This window comes from Hydrogenophaga sp. GW456-12-10-14-TSB4 (assembly GCF_059424305.1).
Map to the genome: position 1 here is coordinate 25,561 of NZ_JBWKZH010000019.1, position 13,181 is coordinate 38,741.

The 13,181-nt window shown below is 68.2% G+C and carries 8 protein-coding genes and 1 tRNA gene; 8 read left to right on the forward strand and 1 reads right to left on the reverse strand.

What is annotated here, in order from left to right; all coding sequences use genetic code 11:
• Nucleotides 1-8: 8 nt before the first annotated feature.
• On the forward strand, nucleotides 9-3,170 hold the full coding sequence (locus AC07ZS_RS11570; RefSeq protein ID WP_494798749.1) for an efflux RND transporter permease subunit: 3,162 nt from the start codon (nucleotides 9-11) through the stop codon (nucleotides 3,168-3,170).
• Between the two features lie 309 nt (nucleotides 3,171-3,479).
• Nucleotides 3,480-4,382 (forward strand): LysR family transcriptional regulator, encoded by a 903-nt coding sequence (locus AC07ZS_RS11575; protein ID WP_494798750.1) that lies wholly within the window; start codon nucleotides 3,480-3,482, stop codon nucleotides 4,380-4,382.
• On the opposite strand, the gene AC07ZS_RS11580 is transcribed toward AC07ZS_RS11575, so the two are convergent.
• The gene (locus tag AC07ZS_RS11580; protein WP_494798751.1) at nucleotides 4,339-5,616 is read right to left on the reverse strand and encodes a D-amino acid dehydrogenase; all 1,278 of its coding nucleotides are present in this window, start codon (nucleotides 5,614-5,616) and stop codon (nucleotides 4,339-4,341) included. The genes AC07ZS_RS11575 and AC07ZS_RS11580 overlap by 44 nt on opposite strands.
• Before the next feature lie 182 nt (nucleotides 5,617-5,798).
• On the opposite strand from AC07ZS_RS11580, the gene AC07ZS_RS11585 reads away from it, so the two are divergent.
• The 6 genes from AC07ZS_RS11585 to tig all read left to right on the forward strand — a co-directional run bounded on the left by AC07ZS_RS11585 (nucleotide 5,799) and on the right by tig (nucleotide 13,145).
• Complete coding sequence (locus AC07ZS_RS11585; RefSeq protein ID WP_494798752.1) at nucleotides 5,799-7,130, forward strand: aspartate aminotransferase family protein; 1,332 nt, start codon at nucleotides 5,799-5,801, stop codon at nucleotides 7,128-7,130.
• 121 nt (nucleotides 7,131-7,251) lie between these two features.
• Nucleotides 7,252-8,229: a TAXI family TRAP transporter solute-binding subunit gene (locus AC07ZS_RS11590; RefSeq protein WP_494798753.1), complete on the forward strand. Its 978-nt coding sequence runs from the start codon at nucleotides 7,252-7,254 to the stop codon at nucleotides 8,227-8,229.
• Between the two features lie 103 nt (nucleotides 8,230-8,332).
• Nucleotides 8,333-10,915: a TRAP transporter permease gene (locus AC07ZS_RS11595; RefSeq protein WP_494798754.1), complete on the forward strand. Its 2,583-nt coding sequence runs from the start codon at nucleotides 8,333-8,335 to the stop codon at nucleotides 10,913-10,915.
• A 1-nt stretch (nucleotide 10,916) separates the two neighbouring features.
• The gene (locus tag AC07ZS_RS11600) at nucleotides 10,917-11,564 is read left to right on the forward strand and encodes an aspartate/glutamate racemase family protein (protein ID WP_494798755.1); all 648 of its coding nucleotides are present in this window, start codon (nucleotides 10,917-10,919) and stop codon (nucleotides 11,562-11,564) included.
• A 110-nt stretch (nucleotides 11,565-11,674) separates the two neighbouring features.
• A tRNA-Leu gene (locus AC07ZS_RS11605) sits at nucleotides 11,675-11,761 on the forward strand.
• Between the two features lie 73 nt (nucleotides 11,762-11,834).
• Nucleotides 11,835-13,145: a trigger factor gene (gene tig, locus AC07ZS_RS11610; protein ID WP_494798756.1), complete on the forward strand. Its 1,311-nt coding sequence runs from the start codon at nucleotides 11,835-11,837 to the stop codon at nucleotides 13,143-13,145.
• The last annotated feature ends 36 nt before the right edge of the window (nucleotides 13,146-13,181 follow it).

Below are 13,181 nucleotides of genomic sequence, written 5' to 3' on the forward strand. Positions count from 1 at the left end.
GGCCCGGCATGAACGACGCTTCATCGACGACGCCGGCCGGCGACACCGGCTCCTGGGTTTCGCGCTTCAACCTGTCGCAGTGGGCGCTGGACCACCAGGCCTTCACCCGCTACCTGATGATCGTTCTGATGGTGCTGGGCGTGGTGGGCTACTTCCAGCTCGGCCAGGATGAAGACCCGCCGTTCACCTTCCGGGCGATGGTGGTGCGCGCCTACTGGCCCGGCGCCACGGCCGAGCAGGTCGCCGAGCAGGTGGCCGACCGCATCGAGAAGACGCTGCAGGAGGTGCCCTATGCGGACAAGATCCGCAGCTACTCCAAGCCGGGCGAGACGCTGATCATCTTCCAGCTCAAGGACTCCTCGCCGCCGCAGGAGGTGCAGCAGATCTGGTACACGGCGCGCAAGAAGGTGGGCGACATGCGCGGCACCTTGCCGCAGGGCGTGGTGGGCCCGTTCTTCAACGACGAGTTCGGCGACGTGTACGGCGTGATCTACGCGCTGCAGGGCGAAGGCTTCTCGCCGGCCGACAAGAAGCAGGTGGCCGACGACGTGCGCCAGCGCCTGCTGCGCGTGAAAGACGTGCGCAAGGTCGAGCTGTTCGGCGTGCAGGACGAGAAGCTCTACATCGAGATTTCGCAGAAGCGCCTGGCCACGCTGGGCCTGAACCTGCAGCAGGTGCTGGACGCGCTGGGGCAGCAGAACGCGGTGGAATCGGCTGGCTCGGTGCAGACGCCGCAGGACGTGGTCCAGGTGCGCGTGGCCGGCGCCTTCAATTCGGTCGAGCAGTTGCGGGCCATGCCGATCCGCGCGGCCAACGGCACGCAGATCCGCCTGGGCGACATCGCGAAGATCGGCCTGGGCTACGTGGACCCGCCGCAGGTGCTGGTGCGCCACGAGGGGAAGGACAGCATCGCGCTGGGCATCTCCATGGCCAAGGGGGGTGACATCATCGCCCTGGGCAAGGCGCTCAAGACCACCGTGGCCGGCATCGAGGCCACGCTGCCGGCGGGCATGACGCTGGCCCAGGTGCAGGACCAGCCCAGCGCGGTGACGAACTCGGTCAACGAGTTCGTGAAGGTGCTGATCGAGGCGGTGGTGATCGTGCTCGCGGTGAGTTTCCTGGCGCTGGGGCTGCACCGGCGACCGGGCGGCCGGGGCCTGAAACGCTACGTGCTGGACATGCGCCCGGGCCTGGTGGTGTTCATCACCATCCCCCTGGTGCTGGCCATCACCTTCCTGGCCATGCACTACTGGGGCATCGGCCTGCACAAGATCTCGCTGGGCTCGCTGATCATCGCGCTGGGCCTGCTGGTGGACGACGCCATCATTGCGGTGGAGATGATGGTGCGCAAGCTCGAAGAGGGCTACGACATGATGCGCGCGGCCACCTTCACCTGGGACGCCACGGCCATGCCCATGCTGACGGGCACGCTGATCACCGCTGCCGGCTTTCTGCCGATCGGCCTGGCCAACTCCACCACCGGCGAGTACACCTTTGCGATCTTCGCGGTGACCGTGCTCGCGCTGGTGATCTCCTGGGTGGTGGCGGTGCTGTTCGTGCCCTACCTGGGGGTGGTGCTGCTCAAGGTGAAGCCGCACGCCGAAGGCGAGCCGCACGAGGTGTTCGACGGCCCGTTCTACGTGCGCTTCCGCGCCGTGGTGGACTGGTGCGTGCAGCACCGCTGGCTGACCATTGGCGCGACCATCCTGACCTTCGTGCTCGGCATCGCCGGCATGGGTTCGGTGCAGCAGCAGTTCTTCCCGGATTCGAGCCGGCCCGAGATTCTGGTGGACATCTGGCTGCCCGAGGGCAGCAGCATGCCCGCCATGGACGAGGTGACCCGCCGCGTGGAAAACCGGCTGGCGAAAGAAGAGGGCGTGCGCGGCGTGACCACCTGGGTGGGTTCGGGCGTGCCGCGTTTCTACCTGCCGCTGGACCAGATCTTCCCGCAGACCAACGTGTCGCAGATGATCGTGCTGCCGCAGGACCTGAAGACGCGGGAGCACCTGCGCAAGGCCTTGCCCGGTCTGCTGGCCACCGAATTCCCCGAGGTGCGCGGGCGCGTGAAGCTGCTGCCCAACGGCCCGCCAGTGCCGTACCCGGTGCAGTTCCGCGTGGTCGGCTCCGACCCGCAGGTGTTGCGCGGTCTGGCCGACGAGGTGAAGCTGGCGATGCGCGAGAACCCGAACATGCGCGGCGTGAACGACAACTGGAACGAGTCGGTGAAGCGCCTGCGGCTGGAGGTGGACCAGGCCAAGGCGCGCGCGCTGGGGGTGTCGAGCCAGTCGATCGCTCAGGCGTCGCGCACGCTGTTGTCGGGCACCACGGTGGGCCAGTACCGCGAGGGCGACAAGCTGATCGACATCGTGCTGCGCCAGCCGCTGGAGGAGCGCGATGCGATCACCAGCCTGGCCAATGCCTACCTGCCCACGGCCAGCGGCCAGGCGATTCCGCTGTTGCAGATCGCCAGGCCGGTGTTCGACTGGGAGCCGGGCGTGTTGTGGCGCGAGAACCGCGACTATGCGATCACGGTGCAGGGTGACGTGGTCGAGGGCCTTCAGGGGGCGACGGTGACGGCGCAGTTGCAACCCAAGCTCAAGGCGATCAGCGACGGCTGGGCGTCGAAGGGGCTGGGGGCGTACCACATCGAGGTGGCGGGCGCGGTGGAGGAGAGCAGCAAGGGTTCGGCCTCGATCGTGGTGGGCGTGCCTTTGATGTTGTTCATCGTGTTCACCTTGTTGATGTTGCAGTTGCAGAGTTTCAGCCGGTCGATGCTGGTGTTCCTGACCGGGCCTTTGGGCATGGCGGGGGTGGCAGGGGCTTTGCTGTTGCTGAACCGGCCGTTCGGTTTCGTGGCTTTGCTGGGGGTGATCGCCTTGATGGGGATGATCCAGCGCAACTCGGTGATCCTGATCGATCAGATCGAGCAGGACCGGGCGCGCGGTGTGCCGGCGTGGGACGCGATCGTGGAGGCGGCGGTGCGGCGGATGCGGCCCATCGTGTTGACGGCGGCGGCGGCGGTGTTGGCGATGATTCCCTTGTCCCGCAGTGTGTTCTGGGGGCCGATGGCTGTCGCGATCATGGGCGGCCTTATCGTGGCGACGGTGTTGACTCTGCTGGCTTTGCCGGCGATGTACGCGGCCTGGTTCCGGGTTCGTCGGCCTGCCTGAGTTTTTTTGGTGGACCTCGCGGGCGCATGGGCGTCCGGCACTCTGCTCCGCGGGTGTCCCCCGACCCGGCTTCGCCGGGTCTCCTCCTTTACCCCGCTGCGCAGAGCACCGAACACCCATGCGCCAGGAGGTGTAGGCAAACCAGCGCTTCGCACACCCATAGGTCATCGGCGAGGGCGGGGTGAGGGCGCAGCGAAGTAAAGGAGGAGGGGCGGCGAAGCCGGCCCGGGGGACATGAGCGGAGCCCTCACCCCGCCCTCGCCGAGGACCGCTCTAGCCGGAGGCTCCAGGCAGGCAACAATAGAACCCATGCGCCTAAGACACATCGAAGTTTTCAACGCGGTGATGCTCACCGGCAGCGTGAGCGCCGCCGCCCGCATGATCAACGTCACGCAGCCCGCCGTGAGCCGCACGCTGCAGCACGCCGAGATCCAGCTGGGCTTCCAGCTGTTCCAGCGCGTCGGCGGGCGCTTGCGGCCCACCGACGAGGCCCAGACCCTCTACCCCCACATCGAACGCCTGTTCGCCCAGCTCGATGAAGTGCAGCGCCTCTCCGCCAGCCTCAAGGCCGGGCGCGGCAAGGGCGAGTTGCGCGTGCTCACCGTGCTCGCCCTGAGCTACGAAGTGTTCCCGCGCGCCATGCGCCTGTTCCGCGAAAAACACCCCACCGTGCGCGTGCACCACGAAGCGCTGCACTCGCCCCAGATCATCTCCTCCCTGGTGCTGCAGGAAGCCGACGTGGGCTACGTCTTCAGCGCCGTGTCACACCCCGCGCTGGTGCAGGAACAGCTGGCCGACCGCCATGTGGTGTGCGTGGTGCCCAAGGGCCTGCTGCCCGCGCGCCAGATTCGCACTGGCGTCATCACCCTGGCCCAGCTCTCGAAACTGCCGGTGATCGCGCTCGACGGCCGGGACCCGCTGGGCCTGCTGCTGGCCCACACCGTGCGCGACAGCGGCGCCGGCCTGCAGGAGGTGATGACCGTGCAGACCTACCACGTGGCGCTTGCGCTCGCGCACCACGGCGTGGGTGTGGCCATGGTGGAGAGTTGCACCGCCGCCTCGGCCGATCTCGCCAAGGTCGACGTGCTCCGGCTCGAGCCCATGGTGCCCACCACGGTGCGCATGCTGCGGCCCACCGCGCGGCCGAATTCGCTGACCACGCGCGCCTTCACGCGCTGCATGCAGCAGGCGTTGCTGGAGACCGCAGGCTGAGTTGCAGTTGCGCCGCGAGCCGCTGGGCACTGCCGAAGGCCAGCGTGAAACCCAGGGCGCCGTGCCCGGTGTTGAACCACAGATTGTCGGGCCCGCCGCGCAGCCGCCCCAGCACCGGCAGCCCGGTCGGTGTGGCCGGCCGCAGGCCGGCCCAGGGCCGCAGGTCGTCGCCGCAGCGGGCGTCGGGAAACAGGGCCTGGGCGCTGGCCGCCAGCGACGCGATGCGATCGGCCGGTATGTGTGTGTTTTCGCCCACCAATTCGGCCATGCCCGCCACGCGCAGGCGCGAGCCCAGGCGCGCGAACACCACCTTGCGGGCGGCGTCGGTCACGTTCACGCGCGGCGCCGCACCGGGGGCCTCGCTCACGTCCAGCGTGAGGCTGTAGCCCTTGAGGGGGTAGACCGGCACGCGCAGGCCCAGCGTGCGCGCCAGCGGGTGCGAGGCGGTGCCAAGCGCGACCACGAAGGCATCGGCTTCGATCGGGCCGCGCGGTGTCTCGGCCGCCACGACGCGGTCGCCGGCGCGCGTCAGCCGCGTGACCGGGGTGTCGAACGCGAAGCGCACGCCTCGCGCCAGCAGCAGGCGCAGCAGCTCCAGGCAGACCTGGTGGCAGTCGGCCGCGCACTCGCTGGGCGTGTGGATGGCGCCCGCGAAGCGGGGCGCGTAGCCGGCCAGAGCGGGCTCGACAGCCACGCACTCGGTGGGCGAGAGCGCGTGCTGCGGCGGGCTGCCGAGTTCGCGCTGCAAGGCCATCTGGCGGCGCGCGGCGGCGAAACTGGCCTCGTCGGCGCACAGCACCAGCTTGCCGGTGGCGGAGAAGTCGCACGCGATGCGCTCCTCGGTCATCAGGCGCTCGAAGCCGGCGCGGCTCTCCGCCGCCAGGGCCAGCAGGCTGGCCGTGGTGCGCCGCGACACGCCGGCGCGGCAGGCGGCCAGGAATTGCAGGCCCCAGGCCCATTGGTGCGGATCGGGTTGCAGGCGCAGTTTCAGCGGCGAGTCGGCCGCGAACAGCAGCTTGGGCAGCTGGCGCCAGATGCCTGGGTCGGCCAGCGGTTGCACATAGGCGTAGCTCAGCTGCGCGCCGTTGGCGGCGCTGGCGCCGGTGCCGGCCTGGGCGCGGTCGACCACGGTGACCTCGAAGCCCTCGCGCCACAACTGCCAGGCCGCCGCCAGGCCGACGATGCCGGCGCCGAGCACGCACACATGCGGAACCCTGGAGGAAGGAACGTTCATGGAGGGGAATGTAGGCACGCGGCGCCGGGGCGAAAAATGCCAATCGCGCCAACGCCCATGCCGTGAACTCATGGGCAGGCCATAACTGAAAGGCATGGATCGGGGTGAAAAAGGCATTTTTCCCGGTGAGCCGACGCTGCCTACACTGCGCCTCAATCGCTGTCACACCCCATCTCGTCTGCATGAGTTCCACCCGCGTCTTTCACCGCCAGTTGCACCGACCCATGCCGTTCGCCGTGAGCGGCCAGGGCATCACCCTGACCGACCAGGCCGGCAAGTCCTACCTCGATGCCTCGGGCGGCGCCGCCGTGTCCTGCCTGGGCCATGGGCACCCCGACGTGGTGGCCGCGATGCACGCGCAGATCGACCAGCTGGCCTATGCGCACACCAGCTTCTTCACCACCGAGGTGGCCGAGGAACTCGCCGACGTGCTGATCGACTCGGCGCCCGCGGGCATGAGCCACGTGTATTTCGTCAGCGGCGGTTCCGAGGCGGTGGAGGCGGCGCTGAAGATGGCGCGCCAGTATTTCGTGGAGATCGGCCAGTCGCAGCGGCGCCATTTCATCGCGCGGCGCCAGAGCTACCACGGCAACACGCTGGGCGCGCTGGCGGTCGGGGGCAATGCGTGGCGGCGCGAGCAGTTCAAGCCGCTGCTGATCGACGTGACCCATGTCTCGCCGTGCTACGAGTACCGCGACCGGCGCGAGGGCGAGAGCGCCGAGCAGTACGGCCAGCGGCTGGTGGACGAACTGTCCGACGCGATCGATCGCCTGGGGGGCGAGAACGTGATGGCCTTCGTGGCCGAGACGGTGGGCGGCGCCACGGCGGGCGTGCTCACGGCGGTGCCCGGTTATTTCAAGGGCGTGCGCGAGCTGTGCGACCGCCACGGCATCCTGCTGATCCTGGACGAGGTGATGTGCGGCATGGGCCGCACCGGCACCCTGCACGCCTGCGAGCAGGAGGGCGTGGTGCCCGACCTGATGACCATTGCCAAGGGCCTGGGCGGCGGCTATCAGCCCATCGGCGCGGTGCTGGCGCAGGGCAGGGTGGTGGACGCCTTCCGGCAGGGCAGCGGCCTGTTCCAGCACGGCCACACCTACCTGGGCCATGCGATCGCCTGCGCGGCCGCGCTCGCGGTGCAGCGCGTGATCCAGCGCGACGGCCTGCTGGCGCAGGTGCGCGAGCGCGGGCAACTGCTGCAATCGCTGTTGCAACAGGCCTTCGGCGGGCACCCGCACGTGGGCGACATCCGGGGGCGCGGGCTGTTCTGGGGCATCGAGCTGGTGGCCGATCGCGGCAGCCAACAGTGGTTCGACCCCGCGCGCAAGCTGCACGCCCGCATCAAGAGCGAGGCCATGGCCGGCGGCCTGATGGTCTATCCCATGGGCGGCACGGTGGATGGCCGCTGCGGCGATCACGTGCTGCTCGCGCCGCCTTTCATCAGCACGCCCGACGAGCTCGAGCAGATCGTGGCCCGGCTGGCCGGCGCCATCGACCGCGCGGTGGCCGCCTGATGGGGGAAAACCCCGTCGCCATCGCAGCAGGTCTGCACGAAGCTTGCTTGCTCTCGTGAGACGCCTTCGTGTCCGCACCCAGTTTGTTCCACCCCCGTCGAAACTTTCAGGAGCCCTCCGCATGAAAAAGATCCCCCTCAGCCTGAGCACTCTGGCCACTGCAGCCGCCCTGATGACGCCCATGGCCCCGGCCCAGGCGCAGCAGAAGTTCATGACCATCGGCACCGGGGGCGTGACGGGGGTGTATTACGCGGCGGGCGGTGCGATCTGCCGGCTGGTGAACAAGGACCGCGCCAGGCACGGCATCCGCTGCTCGGTGGAGTCCACCGGCGGCTCGGTGTTCAACGTCAACACGATCAAGGCCGGCGAGCTCGACCTGGGCTTCACCCAGTCCGACGTGCAGTTCAACGCGCTCAAGGGCGTGGGCCAGTTCAAGGACGCGGGCGCCTACGGCGACCTGCGCGCGGTGTTCGCGGTGCACCCCGAGCCGTTCACAGTGGTGGCCCGCAAGGAAGCCAACATCACCAAGTTCGAGGACTTCAAGGGCAAGCGCTTCAACGTCGGCAACCCGGGCTCGGGCACGCGCTCGTCGATGGAAGAGCTGCTCGCCGGTATGGGCTGGAAGCTGAGCGACTTCTCGCTGGCTTCCGAGCTCAAGGCCGACGAGCACGGCCCTGCGCTGTGCGACGGCAAGATCGACGGCTTCTACTACGCCGTGGGCCACCCGAGCGCCAACATCCAGGACCCCACCACGTCGTGCGGCGCCAAGCTGGTGTCCATCACCGGCCCGGCCGTGGACAAGCTGGTGGCCGAGAAGCCTTACTACGCCAAGGTCACGCTGCCCGGTGGCCTCTACCCGAACAACCCGCAGCCCACCCAGACCTACGGCGTGTCCGCCACCGTGGTGGCGTCGAGCAAGACCTCGGCCGAAACCGTGTACCAGGTGGTCAAGGCGGTGTTCGACAACTTCGACGAGTTCAAGAAGCTGCATCCCGCGCTGGCCAACCTCACGCCCGAAGGCATGGTCAAGGACGGCCTGAGCGCACCGCTGCACGAAGGCGCGCTGAAGTTCTACAAGGAAAAGGGCTGGGTCAAGTGAGGTGACGCGCCGGGCCGCGTGAGCGGCCCGGCTGTCGCGAATGGCGAAGGTGCTTCGCCATTTTTTTGACCCTCCCCACCGCCGCCCAGGCACGGAGCGCACCATGAGCACCGACATCGAAAAAGCCCCCGAAGCCCTGCAGCAACTCGTGGCCGACAGCGACACCGGGGGCCGCAAGCCCACGGGTGTCACGGCCGGTGTGGTGTTCTCCGTGTGCCTGCTCTGGGCGCTGTTCCAGTACTGGTACGCCTCGCCCCTGCCGTTCGAGCTCGGCATCGGCATCCTCAACGACACCGAGGCGCGCGCCATCCACCTGGCGTTCGCGCTGTTCCTGGCCTTTCTGGCCTGGCCGGCGTTCAAGCGCTCGCCGCGCCACCGCGTGCCGGTGATCGACTGGCTGCTGGCGGGGGTGGCGGCCTTTTGCGGTGCCTACATCATGCTGTTCTATGCGGACCTGGCCACGCGGCCGGGTCAGCCGAACGGCCTGGATATCGCGGTCGGCTTCGCCGGCGTCGTGCTGCTGCTGGAGGCCACACGCCGGGCCGTGGGCTGGCCCATGGCCGCGCTGGCGGTGGTCTTTCTGGCCTACTGTCTGCTCGGGCCGCACTTGCCGGAGGTGCTCTCGCACAAAGGTGCGTCGGTCAACCGGCTGATCTCGCACATGTGGCTCACCACCGAGGGGGTGTACGGCATCGCCCTGGGTGTATCGGCGGGCACCATCTTTGTCTATGTGCTGTTCGGTGCGCTGCTGGACCGCGCCGGGGGCGGCAACTACATGATGCAGGTCAGCTTCGCGGCCCTTGGGCATCTGCGCGGCGGGCCGGCCAAGGTCGCGGTGGTGTCTTCGGCACTCAACGGCATGATTTCGGGTTCCTCGGTCTCCAATGTGGTCTCCGGTGGCATCTTCACGATTCCCTTGATGAAGAAGGCCGGCTACGGCGGCGTCAAGGCCGGGGCGATCGAGACCATGAGCTCGGTCAATGGCCAGATCATGCCGCCTGTGATGGGCGCTGCCGCGTTCCTCATGGTCGAGTACGTCGGCATCCCCTATGCCGACATCGTCAAGCATGCCTTCCTGCCGGCCACTTTGTCCTACATCGGTTTGCTCTACATCGTGCACCTCGAAGCACTCAAGCTGGGCATGCAGCCCATCGTGCAGGCAGTGGCCCGTCCGTGGCGCGTGCGCTTGCTGCGCAACGCCATCGGCATCGCGGGCAGCATCGCGGTGGTGTGCTCCGTGTATTACCTGCTTCAGGGGATCAAGGCGGTGATGGGGCCGGTCGCTCCGTACGCGGCTTCGGCCGTGGTGCTCGGGCTCTACCTGTTTTCGGTCTACCAGGCCGCAGGCTGTCCGGACCTGCCCGACGACATCGACATCGACCACCCCCGGCCGCTGCAGACCTGGCCCACGGTGCGTGCGGGGTTGCACTACCTGATGCCGATCGCGGTGCTGATCTGGTGCCTGATGGTGGAGGAAATGTCGCCCGCGCTCTCGGCATTCTGGGCGGTGACCGTGCTGATCGTGCTCATGCTCACGCAGCGGCCGTTGATCGCGCTGTTCCGCAGAACCAGCGGCGCCGGCACGTGGCTGCAGGGCTGGCGCTCGGTGGTAGACGGTTTCAACGACGGCTCGCGCAACATGATCGGCATCGGCGTGGCCACCGCGACGGCGGGCATCATCGTCGGCGCCATCACGCTCACCGGCCTGGGATTGCGCATGACCGAATTCGTCGAATTCGTGGCGCAGGGCAATGTGATGATGATGCTGCTCTTCATCGCCTTCGTGTGCCTGGTGCTGGGCCTGGGCGTGCCGACCACCGCCAACTACGTGCTCGTGGCCACGCTGATGGCGCCGGTGGTGGTGGAGCTCGGTGCGCAGAGTGGGTTGATCATTCCCCTGGTGGCGGTGCACCTGTTCGTCTTCTACTACGGGATCATGGGCGACATCACCCCCCCGGTGGGGTTGGCCACGTTTGCGGCGGCGGCGATTTCGGGTGAAGACGCCATCCAGACCGGCGTGCAGGGTGCCATCTACGCGCTGCGCACGGTCATCCTGCCTTTCATCTGGATTTTCAATCCGCAACTCTTGCTGATCAATGTGCACAGCACCCCCGAGCTGATTCGCCTCTTGCTGGCCTGCACGCTGGCCACGCTGTTGTTTGCTGCGGCGACGATGAACTGGTTCCGCGTGAAGAGCCGCTGGTGGGAGACGGTGCTGCTTCTGTTGGCGGTGCTGCTGCTGTTCCGCCCCGACTTTTTCATGGACCGCCTGGCGCCCGAGTACCGCGAGGTGCCCGCCTCCCAGGTCTACGAGGTGGCGCGCGACACCCCCGCCGACGACCGGGTCGTGATGATCATCCAGGGCACGACGATCGAAGGCGATGACGTGGTGAAGACCGTGGCCCTGCAGTTGGGCGAAAAAGGCGAAGACGGGCGCAAACGCCTGAGCGAGGCCGGCCTGCAACTGGTGCCGCTCGGCGCCGCGGTGCAGATCGGGCAGGTCAAGTTTGGCACGCGGGCGGCCAAGTCCGGCTTCGAGCAGGGGTGGGACGTGACTGGCGTGCAGGTGCCGTCGGGCCGGGCCACGCCGCACTGGTTCTACCTGCCGGCGCTGTTGCTGGTGGCGCTGGTCTGGTGGAGCCAGGGTCGGCGCATGGCCGCGCCACGCACCTTGAAGGTGGCCTGACATGCGCATCGCCCTGATCCACGCGCTGGCCCATTCGGTCGCGCCCATCAACGAGGAGCTCGCGCGCGCCTGGCCCGAGGCCGAGCGCATGAACCTGCTCGACGACAGCCTCTCGGCCGATCTGGCGCGCAATGGCCAGGGACTCGATGCGGCCATGCACCAGCGCTTCGAGACCCTGACGGCCTACGCCGAAGGCACGGGCGCGCAGGCCATCCTCTTCACCTGCTCGGCGTTCGGCCCGTGCATCGAGGCCGCGGCGGCACGGCGCCCGCACATGCCGGTGCTCAAGCCCAACGAGGCGATGGTGGCCGAAGCCGTGGCCGTGGCGCGGGGCGGTCGCATCGGCCTGATTGCGTCCTTTGCGCCCACCCTGGCGTCCATGCCGCCGGAGTTTCCGGCCGGTACCGAACTCGTCACCTGCCTGGCCGAGGGCGCCATGGACGCCCTCAACCGGGGCGACGACGCCGGCCACGACGCGCGGGTGGTGGAGGCCGCGCGCTGGCTGGTGGGGCAGGGCTGCGACGTGATCGCGCTGTCCCAGTTCAGCATGGCGCGCGCGCAACTGGCGGTCCACAGGGCCGTGGGCATTCCCGTGCTCACCACGCCCGGCAGCGCGGTCCGCGCCCTGCGGCAGCGCCTGGGGGCCTGAGGCCGCCTGGCCGGGTCGGGCGCAGCAGCTACAATTGAGGGTTGCCGTGAAGTGGACAACCGGGCGTCCAGCGCTGCTATTGCGCTGCACCGGAAAACCCCCTACGAGGCGCGCGGGTGGCGAAATTGGTAGACGCACCAGGTTTAGGTCCTGACGCCAGCAATGGTGTGGGGGTTCGAGTCCCCCCCCGCGCACCACACCACAGACGAACAGACAGACCCCCGGGTCGGCCAGACAGGCTGGTTGACCGACACCCTATTGGAGAAAACCATGACCGTGAACGTTGAAACCCTGGAAAAGCTCGAGCGCAAGATCACGCTGACGCTGCCGGCCGATGTGATCCAGAAAGAAGTGTCCAACCGCCTCAAGCGCATCGCGCGTGACGTGAAGATGGACGGCTTTCGCCCGGGCAAGGTGCCGATGAACGTCGTGGCCCAGCGCTACGGCTACTCGGTGCACTACGAGGTGATGAACGACAAGGTCGGCGAAGCCTTTGCCAGCGCCGCCAACGAAGCGCAACTGCGCGTGGCCGGCCAGCCCAAGATCACCGAGAAGGAAGGCGCGCCCGAAGGCCAGCTGACCTTCGACGCCGTCTTCGAGGTGTACCCGCAAGTCAAGATCGACGACCTGTCCACCGCCGCCGTGGAAAAAGTGGCCGCCGAAGTGGACGACGCCGCCATCGATCGCACGCTCGAGATCCTGCGCAAGCAGCGCCGCACCTTCGCGCAGCGCGCGCAGGACCAGGCCGCCCAGGACGGCGACCGCGTCACCATCGACTTCGCCGGCCAGATCGACGGCGAGCCCTTCGAGGGCGGCAAGGCCGAAGGCTTCCAGTTCATCGTCGGCGACGGCCAGATGCTCAAGGAATTCGAAGATGCCGTGCGCGGCATGAAGTCGGGCGAGTCCAAGACCTTCCCGCTGGCCTTCCCCGCCGACTACCACGGCAAGGATGTGGCGGGCAAGACCGCCGACTTCCTGGTCACGGTCAACAAGATCGAAGCCGCCAACCTGCCCGCCGTGGACGAAGCCTTCGCCAAGTCCCTGGGCATTGCCGACGGCACGGTGGAAGGCCTGCGCGCCGACATCCGCAAGAACCTGGAGCGCGAAGTCAAGTTCCGCCTGCAGGCCCGCAACAAGCAGGCCGTGATGGACGCCCTGGTGGCCAAGGCCGAGCTGGACCTGCCCAATGCGGTGGTGCAGTCCGAGCTGGAGCGCCTGGTGGAAGGCGCCCGCGCCGACCTGAAGCAGCGCGGCGTGAAGGATGCCGACAAGGCCCCGATCCCCGAAGAACTGTTCCGCCCGCAGGCCGAGCGCCGCGTGCGCCTGGGTCTGGTGGTGGCCGAGCTGGTGCGCGCCAACGAGCTGCACGCCAAGCCCGAGCAGATCAAGGCCCACATCGAAGAGCTGGCCGCCTCCTACGAGAAGCCGGCCGACGTGGTGCGCTGGTACCAGGGCGACAACCAGCGCATGGCCGAGGTGGAAGCCATCGTGATCGAGAACAACGTCACGGAATTCGTGCTGTCCAAGGCGCAGGTCACCGACAAGGCGATCAGCTTCGACGAGCTGATGGCTCAGGCCTGATCCCCGTCGCGGCGGGATGCTGGAACAGGGCGGAGC